The 18140-nt window shown below is 58.2% G+C and carries 13 protein-coding genes; 7 read left to right on the forward strand and 6 right to left on the reverse strand.

Translation table 11 applies throughout. The features are described from left to right. The first annotated feature begins 73 nt into the window (after positions 1 to 73). The 6 genes from ACPOL_RS24430 (at position 74) to ACPOL_RS24455 (ending at position 7744) form a co-directional block, all read left to right on the forward strand. Positions 74 to 910: an ABC transporter ATP-binding protein gene (locus ACPOL_RS24430; RefSeq protein ID WP_114211029.1), complete on the forward strand. Its 837-nt coding sequence runs from the start codon at positions 74 to 76 to the stop codon at positions 908 to 910. Continuing rightward, positions 898 to 2598, forward strand: coding sequence for a hypothetical protein (locus tag ACPOL_RS24435; RefSeq protein ID WP_114209366.1), 1701 nt, complete (start codon positions 898 to 900; stop codon positions 2596 to 2598). The genes ACPOL_RS24430 and ACPOL_RS24435 overlap by 13 nt, the downstream gene beginning before the upstream one ends. Before the next feature lie 57 nt (positions 2599 to 2655). After that, positions 2656 to 4422 (forward strand): CocE/NonD family hydrolase, encoded by a 1767-nt coding sequence (locus ACPOL_RS24440; protein WP_114209367.1) that lies wholly within the window; start codon positions 2656 to 2658, stop codon positions 4420 to 4422. A gap of 80 nt (positions 4423 to 4502) precedes the next feature. Beyond that, on the forward strand, positions 4503 to 5132 hold the full coding sequence (gene pncA, locus ACPOL_RS24445; RefSeq protein WP_114209368.1) for a bifunctional nicotinamidase/pyrazinamidase: 630 nt from the start codon (positions 4503 to 4505) through the stop codon (positions 5130 to 5132). 269 nt (positions 5133 to 5401) lie between these two features. Continuing rightward, positions 5402 to 6355 (forward strand): N-acetylglucosamine kinase, encoded by a 954-nt coding sequence (locus ACPOL_RS24450; RefSeq protein ID WP_114209369.1) that lies wholly within the window; start codon positions 5402 to 5404, stop codon positions 6353 to 6355. A 24-nt stretch (positions 6356 to 6379) separates the two neighbouring features. Continuing rightward, positions 6380 to 7744 carry an alpha-L-fucosidase gene (locus ACPOL_RS24455; RefSeq protein WP_114209370.1) on the forward strand — a complete coding sequence of 455 codons (1365 nt, stop codon included), beginning with the start codon at positions 6380 to 6382 and terminating at the stop codon, positions 7742 to 7744. Between the two features lie 99 nt (positions 7745 to 7843). Here ACPOL_RS24455 and ACPOL_RS24460 read toward each other — a convergent pair whose 3' ends face one another. From ACPOL_RS24460 to ACPOL_RS24485, 6 genes are all read right to left on the reverse strand, one after another. Continuing rightward, entirely contained in the window at positions 7844 to 8629 is a 786-nt protein-coding gene (locus tag ACPOL_RS24460; RefSeq protein ID WP_114209371.1) for a DeoR/GlpR family DNA-binding transcription regulator, read from the reverse strand. A gap of 6 nt (positions 8630 to 8635) precedes the next feature. Next, a complete protein-coding gene (locus ACPOL_RS24465) occupies positions 8636 to 9412 on the reverse strand; it encodes a copper homeostasis protein CutC (protein WP_114209372.1) in 777 nt (258 codons plus the stop codon). A 205-nt stretch (positions 9413 to 9617) separates the two neighbouring features. After that, positions 9618 to 13001, reverse strand: a complete 3384-nt coding sequence (locus ACPOL_RS24470; protein ID WP_114209373.1) for a TonB-dependent receptor — start codon at positions 12999 to 13001, stop codon at positions 9618 to 9620. Positions 13002 to 13710: 709 nt separating this feature from the next. Beyond that, positions 13711 to 14949, reverse strand: coding sequence for a NupC/NupG family nucleoside CNT transporter (locus ACPOL_RS24475; protein WP_114211030.1), 1239 nt, complete (start codon positions 14947 to 14949; stop codon positions 13711 to 13713). A 96-nt stretch (positions 14950 to 15045) separates the two neighbouring features. Beyond that, the gene (locus ACPOL_RS24480) at positions 15046 to 16437 is read right to left on the reverse strand and encodes a thymidine phosphorylase (RefSeq protein WP_114209374.1); all 1392 of its coding nucleotides are present in this window, start codon (positions 16435 to 16437) and stop codon (positions 15046 to 15048) included. A gap of 3 nt (positions 16438 to 16440) precedes the next feature. After that, positions 16441 to 16917: a cytidine deaminase gene (locus ACPOL_RS24485; protein WP_414633317.1), complete on the reverse strand. Its 477-nt coding sequence runs from the start codon at positions 16915 to 16917 to the stop codon at positions 16441 to 16443. A gap of 223 nt (positions 16918 to 17140) precedes the next feature. Between ACPOL_RS24485 and ACPOL_RS24490 the strand changes: the two genes are divergently transcribed. Beyond that, positions 17141 to 18091 carry a DMT family transporter gene (locus ACPOL_RS24490; RefSeq protein ID WP_236657001.1) on the forward strand — a complete coding sequence of 317 codons (951 nt, stop codon included), beginning with the start codon at positions 17141 to 17143 and terminating at the stop codon, positions 18089 to 18091. Positions 18092 to 18140: the final 49 nt, after the last annotated feature.

Genomic DNA, 18140 nt, shown 5'->3' on the forward strand with positions numbered 1-18140 from the left:
GCAGGAGCAGGCGTGTGATACTGTCGCTTGCATGACGCTCGGAAGAGACCTCGGAAACCGGGAAGAGCAACGCATGGATGTCGAGAATGAGGACCCTTCCGAGAGTGGAAGATTGAATGACAAGGCGATCTCTTGTCAAAGACTAACGCGATGCTTCGGCACGTTTACGGCTGTGAACGACGTTTCCTTCAGCGTTGCGCGCGGCCAGTTCTTTGGATTTCTTGGGCCGAATGGGGCGGGGAAGTCGACCACCATTAAAATGCTGACAGGGCTCCTGGAGCCGACCTCCGGGCAGGTGCAGATTCTCGGGCGCGATTTCGGAGCGAGCGCCCTTGCGCTCAAACGACAGATCGGAGTTGTGCCAGAAGGCATGGCGCTGCTAGGGCGTCTGACGGCTCCGGAGTATCTCCGGTTTGTGGGCCGGATGTATGGACTGGATCAAGAGACGACCAGTCGCCGCACTGAGGAGCTCTTGGAGTTCATGAGCCTGGCCAACGAGTCCAAAAAGTTGATTACCGATTTTTCCCACGGGATGCAGAAGAAGCTGGCGCTCGCTGCGGCGGTCATTCATGGGCCCAAGGTGTTATTTCTGGATGAGCCTTTCGAAGGCGTGGACGCGCTGGCGTCAGGCACTTTGAAGGCAATGCTTCAGGGGATGATCCATCGCGGGGTCACGATCTTTTTGACTTCGCATGTACTCGAGATTGTGGAGCGGCTTTGCAGCCATGTAGCGATCATTCACAAAGGGCGGCTGGTGGCCCATGGATCGCTCGATGAGTTGCGTGCAGGCGTGTCGCCGCATTCGGCGGGGGGCGCAGCCTCAGGAAAGCTGACCCTCGAGGAGATGTTCCTGAGCATTGTGGGTGCTGGGCACGAGTCGGTCCCCCAGGAACTGTCATGGCTGGCTTAACTGACTTCGGCGGAAATTTTGAAGAGCGTTTTATTCTAGGTTCGATGGCGCGCTCGCAGTATGCGGCAGTGGTTCGGATGCGCGCGCAAATGCTGGTCAATTCACTGCGCTCGACGCGGGGAAGGTTTGAACTGGGAGCGCGCATCTTTGGAAGCGCCTTCCTGGCTCTAGTCTGGCTCGGGATCGGAGTAGGCTGTGGGGCGGTGGCGCATGAGATCGCCTCCGATCGTTCGCTGAATTATCTTCCGATGCTGTTATGGCCAGTGCTGATCATGTGGCAGACGCTCCCGTTGATGCTGGCTTCCACGCAGGAGAATGTGGATTTCAGTGTGCTGCGCCGCTTTCCAGTGAGCTTTGGATCGTATTCGTTACTCTATTTATCTTTTGGGATTTTCGATCCTTCCTCCTTGATGGGCGGCATCGCGCTGTTCGGTATCTGGATCGGCCTGGTAACAGCGCAGGGGAGTCTCGCGCTCCCTGCAGCGGTGGCGCTAGGCGTCTTTGGGTTGTTCAACTTCTTGCTGACCCGGATGATCTTTATCTGGATCGAACGCTGGCTGGCCAAGAGGCGATCGAAAGAAATCCTGGGCATGGTAATGCTGTTTCTCTTCCTGGGACTGCAGTTGCTGAATCCGGCGCTTCATCGAGGAAGTCAACACGCAGCTTCGATGAACCGGGCCGAGTTGATGACGGCCGCGAACATGGTTGGTCGTGTGCAGAGACTGTTCCCGCCTGGAATGACGGGCAGTGAAATCGATCTGGCTGCGAAGCGGCGGATGGTTCCGGCGGGGTCGTTGCTGGCGGGGGTCGTAGCGTATTCGACGGCGGTTGGTTTGCTGCTCGGGCTACGGCTGCGGGCGGAATATTGCGGTGAAAGTCTTGGCGAGGCTCCAGAGGCGGTGAAGAAGCAGAGAGCCCGCGGTGGATCGCTGATCGAGGCGGCTGGTACGAACGCGAGTTGGCTGGCGGGGCCGCTCGCGGCGATTCTGGTGAAGGAACTTCGTTACCTATCGCGGAGTGGGGTGATGCTCTTCAGTCTGGTTGCGCCGATGATCGTGTTGTTTGCAGCAAGCGGATCGTTGGGCGGCGAATCCAGCCTGCTGCTTCGATATATGTTTCCGATGGCGGTGGCTTATGGATTTCTGCCCTTGACGCGACTGGTCTGTAACAGTCTGGGCGGAGAGGGCGCGGGCATACAGCTTTACTTCCTAGCTCCCACACCCTTCCACACGGTGGTGCTGGCAAAGAACATTCTGCATGTGGGCTTGTTCGGCTTGCAATTGCTGTTGGTGGGAACGATGGTAGTCTTTCGTTTTGGCTTGCCCGCAGGACAGTTGGCGTTTGCCACGCTATGCTGGCTGCTCTTTGCTCTGCCGGCGAATCTCGCGGCAGGAAACATTTTGTCGATCACCATGGCCTACAGGATGACGTTGACGAGGATGTCGCGCGAACAGGGTTCCGTTGGAAACGGCTTAATGAGTCTGCTGATCCAGATGGCGATCTTTGCCGTGGGCGTCGCCGTGTACCTTCCCCTGGCGATCCTCGGACATGCCGGTTGGTCGATCCCGGTGCTGCTGGCGCTCGCGGTTCTGGCAGTCCTTTTCTGGCTTCGGGTGCTTGGCAATGTGGACCGGATGGTTCAGGTTCGGCGTGAGGCGTTGATGACTGCGTTAGTCAGAGCGGCTTGAACTCCAGCTCTGCTTACAAGTAGTGTGCTTGATTTTCAAGGGGAGGCCTTGCTGGTGATGGAAAGACGGTTTCGTTCTACATTGTTACTATCAGCGTTGCTGATCGCGGTCGAACTGTGGGCGCAAAGCCTTGATATCGTGGTGGAGCGGAACGTCGCCATGAAGACGCGCGATGGCGTGACCTTGCATGCGGACATTTATCATCCGGCAGGAAATGCGAAATATCCTGTACTACTCGAACGCACTCCTTATGACAAGAACAACGCCGCTGCCTTTGCCGAATCCGCCGCAAAGCGGGGCTATGTGGTGGTCGTGCAGGATGTCCGTGGTCGGTATACCTCCGAGGGCGAGTGGTACACCTTCAAGCATGAAGGGGAAGACGGCTTCGATGCTGTGGAGTGGGCGGCGGCTTTGCCCAATTCGAACGGCAAGGTGGGCATGTTCGGCGGCTCCTATGTCGGCGCGACTCAGATGCTGGCCGCGGTGAACCATCCCCCGCATCTTGCCGGCATTTGTCCAGTCGTCACAGCCAGCAACTATCACGAGAACTGGACCTACCAGGGAGGGGCCTTCGAGCAGTGGTTCAATCAATCTTGGACGACCGGTCTGGCGCAGGACACCTTGAACCGCAAGGTGAAAGCTGCCTCGAATGCCCGGGTCGGCAACATGGTGTTGCCCTTGAAGCAATATCCGTTGTTCAACCTGAAGATCTCCGATGCGGACCAAACGCCTGAGTTGGCGCCGTACTATCTTGATTGGCTCAGGCATCCTGAATACGACGACTACTGGAAGCAGTGGGCGATCGAGGAACAGTATGCGTCGATCCAGGTCCCGGCCTTGACCGTCGCCGCATGGTACGACATCTTCCAGGGCGGCTCACTGCGGAACTACAAGGGTCTCGAGGAGCACGCTGGCAACCAGGCGGCGCGCGACGGGCAGAGACTGCTGATTACCATTGGCGGACATGCCGGCATGGGTCGAAAGATCGGCGACGTGGACTTTGGACCTGAGGCGGCCCAGTTCGATGAGAACCAGGTAACGCTGGCGTGGTACGACTTTCTGTTCAAAGGCATACAAAACGAATTTGCGACCGGAAAGCGAGTGAAGATTTTCGTGATGGGAGAGAACAAGTGGCGGCTTGAGGATGACTGGCCGCTGCAGCGAGCACAAGCCACACGCTACTTCCTTCATTCGAGTGGCAAGGCAAATGGAGCTACCGGCGATGGGACTCTTTCGACTGTCAATGCCCGAACCGAACCAGGCGATGGTTATGTCTACGACCCGATGAATCCGACCCCCACGGTTGGAGGCCCTTTATGCTGCGATGGCGAGCATCTTGCTCCCGGACCGAAGGACCAGCGTGAGGTGGAGAGCCGGCCGGATGTGCTCGTCTATTCGACGCCCGCCCTAACGCAAGATACCGAGGTGACCGGGCCCATAACGCTTGATCTGTACGCGAAATCCTCTGCGGTCGACACCGACTTTACGGCCAAGCTGGTGGACGTGGGGCCGGACGGGTTCGCCCAGAACCTGACTGAAGGTATTTTGCGAGCGCGCTATCGTGAATCGACGACCAGCGCCAAGCCAATCGTTCCTGGAGAGATCTACGAGTACAAGATCGATCTGTGGTCGACGAGCAACGTATTCCTCAAGGGGCACAAGATTCGTCTGGAAGTGAGCAGCAGCAACTTCCCGCGCTTTGACAGAAATCTCAACACCGGCAAGTCCGGCAATGACAGCGAAGAGGGGTTGAAGGCAAACAATACCATCTATCACGATGCCAGCCACCCATCTGCGCTGGTGCTTCCCGTGACCCCGAGGTGACGCAGCCGAGGTACAGCACATAGCTGTTGAGGGCCGCGCCGCCGCAGGTGGGAAAGACAGGAGGCAGATTCCGGGAGACGATGCAGATAACTTCTGAGGACGTGTTAGTAGTGGTCGACGTGCAGAATGATTTCTGCCCGGGCGGCACACTTGCGGTGAAAGATGGGGATGCCGTCATTGAGGTGATCCATCGGATCGCGCCTTTGTTCGCGGACATCGTACTGACCCAGGACTGGCATCCTCCGCACCATCATTCGTTTGCGCATGTGCATGAGGGAAGATCCGCGTTCGAATCGATCAGTTTGGAACATGGGACGCAGACTCTTTGGCCTGATCATTGCGTGCAGGGAACCGCGGGCGCTGAACTGCATCCTGCTTTAGGTCTCACTCGAGCCGAGTTGGTGTTGCGTAAAGGCTTTCATCCGGACATCGATTCCTACTCCGCTTTTTTCGAGAATGACCATACCACCGCGACGGGGCTCGCAGGATACCTGCGCGAGCGCAAGTTGCGGCGAGTCTTTCTTGTGGGGCTTGCTTATGATTACTGCGTCGGCTACTCGGCCCTCGACGCGCGCCGTCTGGGATTACCTGCGGTAATTGTCCGTGACGCTTGCCGTGCCATCGACCTGGACGGATCTGTTCAGAGAATTGAAGCGGAGTTTACCGAAAGCGGTGTGGTATTGATAGAAAGCGCCGAGCTGCTGAAGTAGTGCTTCTCAAGCATCTGGGTTGACGAGTTCGACAATCGGTTATAAAAATCCGATGCACGGCCGAACTCGCAAGCGAACCTGGTTCCGATGCTAGATCTGTTTTTAATTGCTTCGCTCATGTTGCGGTTCTGTCGACAAAGGCAAGCCACAACACTTGCGCGGAAGCAGCTCCTATCAGTGGGAGCTTTGTCTTTCTTTGCGATGTGCCGCGCACTGATTCCTTAACTCTTTTGCCTTAGAATTAAGTCAAATCAATGGAGCAAAAGCGGATGGGGTATTTTCTGGCGGTGGACGCCGGCGGGACGAAGACTGAGTTTTTACTGGCGGATGAGCACCGCACACTAGCCACGGTCCGCACTGGATCAATTAAGCGTCTGCGCGAGGACGAGGCTACGACCAGCCACAATCTTCGCGAAGGCGTGAGCCGGCTTGCGGAAATGTCCGGGATCGCTCCGGAGGCGATCACGCGCACTTGCGTGGGTACATCGGGCGAAACCGTTCCGTTGGTCGCTGACTGGCTGCGAACGTCATTTGGAGCGTTGGTAGGCGGGGAGCTGCTGATCCTGGGCGATGTCGAGATAGCCCTCGATGCCGCTTTTCCGGGTGGACGCGGGGTGCTCGTACTGGCCGGTACCGGATCGAATGTTGCGGGTCGAACCCAGGGTGGCGTGATTGTCACAGCCGGTGGCTGGGGGCCGGCCCTGGCCGACCAGGGTTCGGGCATGTTCCTTGGACATGAGGGTCTCCGCAAGGGATTCTTGGCGATCGACCAACAGCGCAACACGACGCTGCTGGAGAAGATCATGGCGCACTGGAAGCTGACCTCGCTAGGAGAATTGATCGAGGCAGCCAATGCCAACCCGATGCCGAACTTCGCGCAACTCTCCCCCATCGTGGTGGAGTGTGCGGCGGCGGGCGATACGGTGGCGATAGAGGTCGTCGAGCAAGGCGGACAAGACCTGGCATACCTGGCCGGTTTGGTCATCGAGCGTATTCGTAGGCTTGAGGCCACTGCTTCCGGTGACCAGCAGGCAAGCACCAGCAGTGTGCCTAGCGTTGCGTTTGCAGGGAGCATTCTTCGCGAGGTGCTTCCGCTCCGCGAGGCAATGAGCAAGTCGTTGCGTGCTACCTATGCCGGTATCCAGATTCACGCCGAAGCGGCAGACCCGATTCAAGGGGCGCTGTGGCGGGCGCGGCAGGGCAATCGGTTGCCGAGTGAATAGCCAAGCTTCAGGAAGGCCCAAAGGATGAAGTGTATCTCGATAGCGTTGGCCGCAACTCTGGTCTTCGCCGGCATGTCCGCGCGGCTGGTGCTGGCGCAGAACTTTACCGATTTAAAGCCGACCCCGCAGCAGGTCGCGTGGCAGGATCTGGAGTTCGGGGTCATCCTGCATTTCTCCACGAATACGTTTCTCGACCGGGAATGGGGCGACGGCACGGCCAGTCCCTCCGTGTTCAATCCTACTCAATTCGATCCCGATCAATGGATGGATGCGATTCAGGCAAGCGGGGCGAAATACGTAGTGCTGGTCGCGAAACATCATGACGGGTTCTGCTTATGGCCAACGGCGCAGACCGACTACAGCATCAAGAGCAGCCCATGGAAGGGTGGCAAGGGTGACGTGGTTGGCGACGTGGCCCGTGCGGCGCGTAGACATGGTTTGAAGTTCGGGGTGTATCTCTCACCCTGGGACCGTCACGATCCGAGATACCAGGATGCTGCTGCTTATGACAAGTACTATCTCTCCGAGTTAGAAGAGCTGGCGCAGAACTACGGGGACCTTGTCGAGTTCTGGCTGGACGGAGCAGGAAGCGGAGGACACGTTTATAACTTCGCCAAGATCATCGAGACGCTCCGCACGTATCAGCCGAACACGATCGTCTTCGCCGATACCGGTCTCTTCGAATATGGAGATGCGCGTTGGGCCGGCACCGAATCGGGGCACGTCGCTTATGAGAACTGGAATGGTATCGACCGGCATGGCTATCTGCGATGGAGACCGATTGAAGCGGACACCCCGCTGCGGGACCTGCACTGGTTCTGGTATCCTCATGACGAAGCCTCGCTGAAGAGTGTCAAAGCTCTGACCGAGACCTATGAAGAGACGGTCGGACGAGGCGCGCAATTGATGCTCGGGGTCGCGCCTGACGATCGCGGTCTATTGCCGGATGTGGATGTGGCCCGGTTACGAGAGCTGGGATCGGCAATTGCCGGCCTGAAGGCGAACAATCTAGCGCTTCAGCATCAGCCGACGAGCGCTGAGGCCGGGGCTGCGCTGGATGGAGATCCAGACACTTTCTGGTCAGCTCCCGCGGGTTCTCATCATGCCCTGCTCGAGTTGAACCTGGCCAAGCCGGCCCGGGTGGATCGAGTTACGACGATGGAGTGGCTTAACGATGGGCAGAATGTCGAGAAGTACGCCATCGAGGCATGGACGGGGAAGGAGTGGAAGACGCTGGCCTTTGGGCAGGCGATCGGCCATGAGAAGATCGACCGCTTCGCTCCGGTCTGGACGAGTCGTTTACGGCTAAATATTCTTTCAAGCGCGCGCGAAGCACACATTCGCGAATTCCAGGTCTATAGCGACAGCGGAGCGGGCGGCTCTCGTTGAAGTATTAGGTCACGCTCGAGGCGCCAGTAAAGGGAAGCGCCAGAAGGCTTGTTCCCCCAGCGATTGCGCCTGCAATTAACCGGCGAACGAGCTGCTTGTTCAAACCACCATCACCTGGACGCCGAGGCGGGTGAACGCCGCGAGCGCTTCTTCCGAAGCGCCGTCATCGGTGATGAGCATATGGATCGCACCGGCAGAGCAGATGACGGCCGGGCTGGCCATCCCGACTTTGCTGGAATCGGCGACCACGACCACTTGCTTCGCCTGTCGGGTCATCACGCGGAAGACGGCCGCCTCATCCGGTTCAATGGCGGTCGCCCCGCGCATGGCATCGACGCCGCAGACACCGAGGAAGAGGCGATCCATAACCAGGTTGTTCAACGACTCGATGGCGGCCGGGCCAATGAGCGAAAATGCTCCGGCCCAACGCATCGTGCCGCCGGTCAGGTGAGTGGTCAGCCCTGCGCTGCTGCTCAGTTCCATGCCAATATTGACGGCGTTGGTGACGATGCGAAGGTTGGAGCGCTGACGCAGGCAGCGGGCGATCTGGGTTGCCGTAGTGCCAGCATTGAGGCCTATTGTCTCTCCTTCCTGAACGATTCCGGCGGCGGCCTGGGCGATCCGTTGCTTCTCCTGAGCAAAGCGGTCTTCGCGGACCTGAAAGGAAGCGTCGAAGCGGAACGGCTCGTACACCGCTTGCTCGGCAAGCATCGCTCCGCCGTGGGTGCGATGCACTAAACCGCGCTCCTCAAGGCGGACCAGGTCGCGCCGGACGCTGGCGGAGGAAGTGCCGAAGGTACCGCTCAGCTCTTCGATCGATGTTTTTCCCTGCTGGAGGAGGAGTCGCAGAATCTCTTTCGCGCGCTGATCGGTCTTAGAGGACATGGGTGCTTATCTTTCGATGAAAGAGGAGAGATCAGTTGCAGAGGAGACACCTGCCTCTAGCCGATCCATTACGGTGCGCATCGCACGCACGTCTTCTGAGGAAACAACATAACGGCTCCACTCGTCGATCCCTGGTGTGCCTAAATTCAAGATAGGCATCTGTCCGGTCAGGAGCTTGACTCGCGGGGAGGAGTGGAATTCCGTGGCGTCGGTTGCCCGCGCTATCTGTTCCACATTACCCTTGCGAATGCCTCCGCAGACCATGACCGCAATCTTTCCCTTAGCCTGTGCCACGAGCCGCGTGAGACAACCGAGCGCTGCGACCGCAGACTTTTTTCCGCCGGAGGTGAGGACGCGGTCAACTCCACTGGCGATGACTTGCTGAAGCGCTTCCTCTATTTCAGCCACAAGGTCGATGGCGCGATGAAAGGTGACCTGCATAGGCCGGGCGAGGGCAACGAGTTCGCCAGTGCGCTCGACGTCGATTGTGCCATCGGCTTTCAGTAGACCCAGTACAACACCGTCAGCGCCGTACTCCTTGGCCACGGCTATGTCCTTACGCATGATTTTGAACTCGTCGGCGCTGTACTGGAAATCGCCAGCCCGGGGACGCACCATGACGAAGAGCGGGATGTCGAGCGCGGCGCGCACGCCGTCGATCAAGCCGGCGCTTGGACTAATGCCCCCTTCGGCGAGGTCAGAGCATAACTCGACACGCTGCGCGCCGCCGTGCTCGGCCGCTCGCGCCGAATCGACGGAGTCCACACAAATTTCCAGAATCATCTATCGACTACACCCGATGCGCATAAGGGGCCTCCGCAAAAATAAAGTATTCAGGTTCGAGCATTTTACTTCCAATGCCTCAAACTCGTTCAGACCAGAAGTGGAAATGCTTCAATCAAGGGTGATAGTCGATTAACTTTCGCTCACTCTCGCGACGTTATCCGGATTTCTCAACGATGGTGAGAAATCCGGACTTGGTTCTGCTCTAGAACGAGTAGCGCGCGGAGAATTGCAGATGCCGTTCGACCGAGCGCACGGGTGTGCCCAGGCTAGCGATTTGCCCGAAGTTTGTGTCCGTTACACCAATATCGGGATTGCCATAGCTGGCGATGTTGAAGACGTTGAAGGCATCGAAGCGGAAGCCCAGCGACTGTTCGCCGACGATGTGGAAGTCTTTGAATGCTGAGCTATCGACGTTGAGGTAGCCCGGTCCGCGAACTGCCCCGTTGCTTGAAGAGCCAAAGGTATTGGGTGCGGGAACACCGAAAGCGCAGACACCGTTGTCGACGCCGGCTGCAGTGCAGGGAGTCGCTGAAGGATCGGTGCCGAACCAGTTATTGACCGTCCGGTTCACGATTTTCAGTTTGCGATATTGATTGGCGCGGGAGCTTCCGTAGCTGTTGGAGTTGTTGCCGGGAGCGGTGACGGTTTGAGGAAAGCCGGAGTAGGCGACGCCGGCTACAGCAATCTTCCAGCCGCCGATCGCTTCGTCGACCCAGCGGTTCACTCCTGAGAGGTAGGTTTTGCCACGGCCAACGGGAAGAGCATAGACACCGGTTCCGGAGACGTTGTGGCGAACGTCATAGCCCGCCGGACCCCAATCGGCATGACTGTCGTAGTAGTTCTGGAAAGCGCCGCTATAGCCGTTCACGTTCAGGGAGTAGTTGCCGAGGCTGTTGGTGAGGGCTTTGCCATAAGTGTAGTTGAGGGTGAACTCGAGGCCGTTGTTCAGCCGTTGGCGGAGCGTCGACTCGAGGGCGTTGAAATTCATCGCGGCGCGAGACTCTGTGATCAACAGGGTCTGGGAGCCGATGCCAAGGTTCGTGTTGTTGAAGAACGGCGCAGTGGTCGGGTCACCGTTCACCAAATACTGGTTGACGTTGCCGTAGTCCTCGATGTGCTGGCCTTGTTCACCGAGATAGCCAACTTGGAGCGAGGTGGTGCGGGTGATGGCGTATTCGGCGGTGAGGCTCCACTCCTGGACGTAGGCCGGCTTGATGTTCTGGGGGTAGACGTTGTATGAGGAGCCGTTGAAATTGATATCGGCAGGATCGGAGAAGCTAAAGCCCTGCTCAACGGTGCGGGGTGCGCCTGGGCTGGTCGTGGTCGGAGTCAGCGGCTTGATGTCGACCGCCTGGACGAAGGGAGTGATTGAGGTCAGGCGCTGATTGGCGGCGTTGCCCTCGAAGAAGCTGGTGGCGCCATAGCCGCCGCGCAGCACGAAGCGATCATTCGCCTGATAAGCGAATCCTAGACGTGGCATGAACTGGTTGTAGGTGGGTTGATAGCAAGCGCGGTTGCTGCATACTCCCGAGCCTGGAGGTGCGCCGGCCGGCACATGGCCCGCATACACGACCTGCCCAGTCCCGAGAAGTATGTTGCCGGTCTTGTTGTTGGCTTCGATCCACGGCTGGTCGTATTCGTAACGGAGTCCGATGTTCAGGGTGAGATTAGGGAGGATCTTCCAATCGTCCTGGACGAAGCCGGCAACCCGCCATTGGCGCTGGCCGACCAGAATTCCTTGCGAGGTGATGGCGGCTTCGCTGACGCGGTCCAGCACGAAGTCCGCCGGCCCGTAGCCGCCGGCATTGGTTAAGGCCGGATTGCTGGTATAGTCGCCGTTGTAATTGAAAGTGCCAAGAAAACCCTGGTTGTTGTCGGTCGTGTAGTCGTTCTGATACCGGAGCGCCTGAACGCCCATGCTGAGCAGGTGCAAGCCGCGCTGCCATGTCAAGTTATCGATGTAACTGAAGGTATTGTCGATGATGCTCTGGTTATCCGCCGTGGTGCCGACGTCGCTGAGGCCGCCGCCGAGGCCCTGGTTAGAGAAGCCGACGTAGGATTGAACGCCGAACGGAATGCCTACCTTGCTATTGCCTGCGAGTCCAAAGAGCCCACTAGGATCGGTAGGAACTGCCTTGTTCCAGGTGGTGCGGGTGAATCCGATACGGGCCGAGTTGATCAGGCCGGGAGAGAAGATGTGGACCCAGTTCAGTCCGCCGAGCTTGGTCGGGTAGAGGTTGGTGCTGGGGAAGGCAATCGCGAGCAGCGCGGTCGATCCGTCATAGGCAGTCGACATGGAATAGAAACCGGTGATCTTGTCGGAAGCCCTGGGATCGTATTCGATTTTGACGTCGCCCTGGTTGTTGGTGCTGAACTTTCGCGATGAGCCTTGCAGGTTGTTCGCGGCGATTCCGTCCGATGGAGTGGCGTTGGGCAGTGGATATAAGGACGGATTCGCAAAGAGGAACTTGGCGACTGGATTGACGACCGGAATCTGGTTGTTGACGTAGGGAGCGAAGTTGTTCTGTGAATCGTAGAGCTGGATTGCCTGGTTGCCGTTAGCGCCGCTCAGCAACACAGAATAATCGCCATTGCGCATGGCCGCTGTGAGCACACTGGCGGTAGTTGTGCCGCCCTGGTGGAAACGCGCGCCGAGGTAATCCACGAAGAAGAACAATTTGTCGCGCTTAATAGGCCCGCCAAAGGTGCCGCCGAACTGCGACTGCGAGAAAGGGTTGATCGGCAGTTTGGGGTTTTGATGATTGTTGAACCAGGTGTTGGCGTTGAAGTTCGCATTTTGGGTGTAGCCGTACGCCGACCCATGAAACTGGTTGGAACCGCTCTTCAGCACGCTGACCACCCCGCCGCCGTTTACGTTGCCGTAGTCTGCGGGGGAGTTCGCGGTCAAGACTCTGACCTCGGCAAGCGCATCGGGAGCGGGGCTGTACGAAATCAGATTGTTCTGGGTCTCGTTCATGTCGATGCCGTCGAGCGTGTAGTTGTTGGCCTGGGCGCGGTTGCCGTTCAAATTCGGGCTATCGGTGTAGTAGGTGCTGCGCTCAATGCTGGTGGTGCCCGAGGTGCCGGCAGTGCTGACCGATCCTGGCACGTACAGAGTCAGGGCTGAGAAATCGAGGCCATTCAGCGGGAAGTTCTGGATGGTGTTCGAGGTGAACGTCGTGCCCAGGGTGGGATCGTTGGTGTTCAGGATGGGCGCGGCCGCCGAAACGCTCACCGTGGTCGAAGAGGATCCAACTTCCAGCTTGACGTTGAAGGTGGGCGTCTGCAGGACCTCGAGCGAAAAGGGCGGAAGCGTCTGGGTGTTAAATCCGTTAGCACTCACGATCACCTGATAATGGCCGATCGGGAGAAATTCGATGCGGTAGAAGCCTGAGGCATTCGTGGTGGTAGGAGAATCCACGCCCGTGTCGAGGTTGTGGGCGACCACCTGGGCTCCGGGAAGGACGGCGCCCGAGGCATCAGTGACGGAGCCAACGATCGAGCCGGTAACGGTCTGCGAAATCAGGGGAAGTGTTCCAAACAAGATCGCGAATAAACAGCCGACTATATGTTTTGAAAAACGCATGGATGAGGCCTCGCTTGGCAGGTTGCCGACGCCAGGGCGTCGTGGTCTGTCTTTTATCAATTTGCGCCCTGGAAAAATCCTGGCGGGAGGCCGGGATCCTACAGCAACGACGTGAATAAAAAATAAGTGAAAATGATCTTAATTGCCACAAAAATGTTCAAACTTGCAAACAAAGTGTCTAGATTGATCAATCTGAACAATCATGGGGACCCCTGGCGGTTTCAAGACATCCGGGCTGGCGACTTGAGAAGAAGGCTTAGAAGAGCCGCGAGTTGTGACGGCGGAATAAAAAGCCGTGCGCCGCCCAGAAGGATCATCTTCACAGCCTCATCGCCGTGACGCGAAGTCGACGCTGGGAGGGATTTCCCTTGTGGGCTGTACAAAGGCCTGAGAGGCTCGCCAATGAGTCATTTTTTTGGCTTGGCTTGGACATTTTTGGTTGGAAATCAGGTAAGCGAAGCTGGAGAGTCAAAAAAGAGGGGACGCGGGGAGCGCCCCCAAGGTGCGTTGCAATAGGAGCGCTGTGCGACCCGTAGGGTCCCGACTCCATCGATTTGACCACCTTAGCGTTGATTCCAAAGCGAGATCTGAGCAATATTGCACAAGTTCGAATAAACAGCGGACATTATTCCTGAACTGGGATCTCCTTGTTTATATGGGATTTCCTTGTTTATAGAGCCAGTTCGCGCCGCCGAAGGTCTCGAGAGCGTCAGCGGACCAGCAATCCGACGATGGAGGCGGACATCAGATTGGCCATGGTGCCGGCGATCATGGCCCGGAGACCAAGACGGGCGAGCTCATTGCGGCGGTCAGGGATAAGGGCGCCGATGCCGCCGATCTGGATGCCGATGGAACTGAGATTAGCGAATCCGCACAGGGCGAAGGTAGCGATGGTGAAAGAGCGGGGCGCCAGCATCGCTTTCTGCTGGCCGAGCAGAGAGTAGGCAACCACTTCGTTGATCATGGTTCGAGTGCCGAGCAGGTTACCAACCAGAGGCGCATCATGCCAGGGGATGCCGATCAGCCACGCTACCGGCGAAAAGAGGATGCCGAGAACGACTCCCAACTGCGACGGGAACGGAATGTGGTAACGGCCTAGCCAGTTGTGAAGGTCGCCAAAGATTCCGTTGAGCAAGGTAATGAGCGCGAGAAAGGAGATCAGCATGATGGCAACATTGAAGGCGAGCCGGCCTCCGTCGATAGTGCCGCGGGCGATTGCTCCCAGCAGATTCTCTTCGTTGTGCTCCTCACTGGCGGTCATGTGAACAGTGCCCTCGGTCTCGGGTACCTGGGTTTCGGGCACAAGCATCTTGGCGATGAGGATAGTGCCAGGCGCGGTCATGATGACGGCGGCGAGCAGGTCCTTCGCGAGGATGCCTGAGAGGATATAGGCGGCCATAATGCCGCCGGAGACGTGGGCCATTCCGCTGGTCATCACGGTCATGAGTTCAGAGCGGGTAAGGCCCGGCAGGAACGGTCGAATGGTGAGAGGCGCTTCAGTCTGGCCCATGAAGATACTGGCGGCGACGTTGAGGCTTTCCGCTCCGCTGATCTTCATGGTGCGCTGCATGGCCCAGGCGAAGGCCTTGATGACGATCTGCATGATCCCGAGGTGATAGAGAACGGCGAAGAGAGCAGAGATGAAAATGATTGTCGGCAGGACTTGAAAGGCGATGATCGGGCCGAAGGTGGAATGCTGTTTGCCTAGTTCGCCGAAGACCAGTTGCGAGCCGGCGAAGGCGTTGTTGAGCATCCCGGTAACCAAGTCTCCGGCAGCTGCGAGGATCCGTTGGCCAACGGTGAAGCGGAGTACGAGGATGGCGAAGACGAATTGCAATCCGAGTCCCCAAAGAACGGTTCTCCACCGGATGGCGCGGCGGTTGCTTGAGAAGAGCCACGCAAGAAGGAGCATGGTGAGAAGTCCGAGGATTCCGGTGAACCTGGCCATGATGCGCTCCTTCGCAAGGTAGGGATCAAGATTAAGAAACAAGAACCAAATCGCGACTTGAACAAGGGCGGTTTGCCGGTCGCGACCAACCTTCATTCAGGGTATGGAGAATCGATCAGCGTTCTCGACAGTCACACATTCGTAAATCAGGCGCGGGACTGTGCTCGGTTCATCGGCAATGGCTATTGCTTCATACAAGAGCGCTTCGGGCTCGGCAAGCCGTTCGGGATCGGCGGCGAACATGGTGATAAGTGGCTGGCCGGGTTCAATGTGGTCACCGAGCTTAACATGCATCTCGATGCCAGCGTAGGCGTCTACCGGTTCAGCCGCTTTCTCTCGGCCAGCACCAAGACGCTGGACTGCCCAGCCGACTTTCTCCGTATCGATGGCCGAAAGATACCCGCTGCTGCGAGCGAAGATTGTCTTGGTGGCGGCCGGCGTGTGGAAGGCGCCCGGGTCATCGAAGACGCCAGCATCTCCCCCCTGGGCTGCAATCATCTGCTTGAATTTTGTGAGTGCGGCGCCCGAGGTAAGCAAGTCTTGCGCAAGATCGTAACCGGCCGCAGGAGTTGGCGCCTTGTCGCCGAGGTGGAGCATCCATCCGGCAAGGGTGAGGGAGATCTGGAGGATGTCTTCGCAGAGTGGGTGGCGTTTGCCGCTAAGCACATCGACGGCCTCCCAGATTTCGACCCAGTTACCGGCGAAACGGCCGAGTGGCTGATTCATATCCGTAAGAACTGCGACCGTCCGGGTTCCTGAGGCTTCCCCGGTCCGGACCATGAGAGAAGCGAGATAGAGTCCCTCTTCCTCGCTCTTGAGAAAAGCACCAGAGCCAGTCTTGACATCGAGAACGAGGCCGTTGAGCCCGGCCGCCAGCTTCTTGCTCATGATGGAGGCGCAAATCAGGTACGGACTCTCTACGGTCCCGGTATGATCGCGCAGCGCATAGAGGACCCGGTCGGCGGGAACGAGCGCCTTCGTCTGGCTGACGATGAACGCTCCGTTCTGCTCTAAAGCCCGGAACATCTCGGCGAGGGAGAGGTTGGAGCGGTAGCCTGGGATGCTATCGAGCTTGTCGAGCGTGCCTCCCGTATGGCCGAGAGCGCGACCGCTGATCATGGGAACGGAGAGTCCGGCTGCGGCTGCGATTGGCGCGACGATAAACGAGGTGCTATCGCCGACTCCCCCAGTCGAGTGTTTGTCAATCGCGAACTTGCCTAATGGTGAGGGATCGAAGACCTCCCCGGAGAAACGCATCGCCTTCGTGAGGGCGTGGAGTTCGGCAGCGGTAAGCCCTCGGAGCAGGACGGTCATGAGCCAGGCGGCAAGTTGGGCTTCCGTAGCTGGCTGGGTTGCGTCGGGATCGGAATGCCGCGCCGCGGCGTTGACCACGAATTCGATCTCAGGGGCGTTTAGCTCGTGACCATCGCGCTTCTTGCGGATGATGTCGATGATGTGGTGATGGATCGGTTGAGCGGGATCGGCCATTCTTTAGGAGGGCTCCGAGGGAGACTTGGCCAGGGCGAAGCTGAAAGGGAATAGGTCAAAAAATGGCCGGTTTTCCATCCCGCTCACTGCATTTCCAGAGCCGGTCGGGAAGAAGACCATGGCATCTTCCTGGGCAAACTCGCTGAGCACCTGACGACAGGCTCCGCAGGGGGAGCTTGGTGCCCCGTTGAGGTTATCTATGGCAATGGCGGCGACGCGGACGTGCGGCCCCTTTTCGCTGACCGCGCGGACCATGGCTGACCGTTCGGCGCAGATCGTAAGGCCAAATGATGCATTTTCAACATTACAGCCGGTGACGATCGAGCGATCGTCAAGCAGGATCGCGGCGCCGACGCGAAAGTTCGAATAAGGCGCATAGGCGTTTTCTGCGGCCTGGGTAGCGGCTTGTTGGAGGCGCTGGGCCTCTTCGGAGGTGAGACTCATTTTAGTGAGGCTAACGGGATGTGCGGTGGTGCGCAAGGAAAAGTGTTGAAGGAGTCACCCGCCCAGCTGAAAGGCTCTCGATAAGTCATTCATGCTGGTGTCTGATCGAGCCGCTTTCACCAGAAAAATTATGCCAGGAATACCCGGGGTCCGAGTCGCCCGCGAATCGAATGCCCGCGAAGCGTAGCAGGCAAGGGCCTGACGAGTCCTCAGCTTTTGAACCTAGGGCCTGGTTGGACTTCTGTGCGACATTGGTGAGATGGACTCAAGACTGGCGGGGCGCAACCGAACCGCAATGGGCTATGTGGCTTGTGCATCGGCCGGCTGTCTTTGGAGCGCAGGATTTTACTTTGGCAAGATCGCACTTGGGCAGATGGGAGTCGGGCATATGGTGCTCTACCGCTTCCTCTTCGCTTGCTTGGGACTGTCGCCGATCCTCTGGCAACGGAGTTTTCGTCAAGCTAAAGGTCTGAGTGGCGGGGAGTGGAGGTTGTTGCTGCTGGCTTCATTCCTGGGTGTGCCGGTCCAGTTTCTCATCCAGTTCTGGGGACTCAAGCTGACGAGCGTCTCGCATGCCGCTTTAATGGTGGGAACGATGCCGGTCATTCTGGCTGTTGCTGCGACGTCATTCACACACGAACGCTTGGATGGTTTCGGGTGGCTAGCGCTATTTGGCTCGACCTCGGGCGTGGGACTAATCGTATGGAGTGGCGTCGGCAGCGGAGGCTTGTGGGCTGGGTTGGCGAATGCACCAGGCTTCACCGGCGACTTGCTGGTGGTGCTGTCGATGCTAATAGCATCAGCATGGATCTTGATCAATCAACGGCTGATGAGGCGGCATCCACCGCTGGTGATAACTGCCTACGGCGTTATCTCTGGGACAGCGATGCTGGCAGTCTGGGTTCTGGCGGTGGATGGGCTGCCGCCGCTACAAGGCGTCAGTTCGGCAGCTTGGCTGGCGTTGGCGGCCAGCGGGGTTCTATGCACCGCAACAACGACGCTGCTTTGGAACTGGGGAATTCATCATGTCCCAGCTTCGCGGGCAGGCGTTTTCCTGAATATTGAGCCGGCGCTAGGTTCGGTGCTCGGGGTGAAGTTGATGGGCGACAAACTGGGTCCGCTGACCTGGGTCGGAGGCGCGCTCATCCTGGCGGCTGCGGTGATGTTGACGAGCCGGGGCGGGGTGGATGCTGAAGCGGTAATGGAGTAGCGCAACCCGGTTTCTACGGCTGTGCCTAGGTCTTCTCCTTTGAGGGTCA

This window comes from Acidisarcina polymorpha, assembly GCF_003330725.1.
Classification (GTDB): Bacteria; Acidobacteriota; Terriglobia; order Terriglobales; family Acidobacteriaceae; genus Acidisarcina; species Acidisarcina polymorpha.

Coding starts and splice junctions, on each gene's coding strand:
- ACPOL_RS24430 (WP_114211029.1), top strand. CDS start 74: ATGGATGTCGAGAATGAGGACCCTTCCGAGAGTGGAAGATTGAATGAC.
- ACPOL_RS24435 (WP_114209366.1), top strand. CDS start 898: ATGGCTGGCTTAACTGACTTCGGCGGAAATTTTGAAGAGCGTTTTATT.
- ACPOL_RS24440 (WP_114209367.1), top strand. CDS start 2,656: ATGGAAAGACGGTTTCGTTCTACATTGTTACTATCAGCGTTGCTGATC.
- pncA (WP_114209368.1), top strand. CDS start 4,503: ATGCAGATAACTTCTGAGGACGTGTTAGTAGTGGTCGACGTGCAGAAT.
- ACPOL_RS24450 (WP_114209369.1), top strand. CDS start 5,402: ATGGGGTATTTTCTGGCGGTGGACGCCGGCGGGACGAAGACTGAGTTT.
- ACPOL_RS24455 (WP_114209370.1), top strand. CDS start 6,380: ATGAAGTGTATCTCGATAGCGTTGGCCGCAACTCTGGTCTTCGCCGGC.
- ACPOL_RS24460 (WP_114209371.1), bottom strand. CDS start 8,629: ATGTCCTCTAAGACCGATCAGCGCGCGAAAGAGATTCTGCGACTCCTC.
- ACPOL_RS24465 (WP_114209372.1), bottom strand. CDS start 9,412: ATGATTCTGGAAATTTGTGTGGACTCCGTCGATTCGGCGCGAGCGGCC.
- ACPOL_RS24470 (WP_114209373.1), bottom strand. CDS start 13,001: ATGCGTTTTTCAAAACATATAGTCGGCTGTTTATTCGCGATCTTGTTT.
- ACPOL_RS24475 (WP_114211030.1), bottom strand. CDS start 14,949: ATGGCCAGGTTCACCGGAATCCTCGGACTTCTCACCATGCTCCTTCTT.
- ACPOL_RS24480 (WP_114209374.1), bottom strand. CDS start 16,437: ATGGCCGATCCCGCTCAACCGATCCATCACCACATCATCGACATCATC.
- ACPOL_RS24490 (WP_236657001.1), top strand. CDS start 17,141: ATGGACTCAAGACTGGCGGGGCGCAACCGAACCGCAATGGGCTATGTG.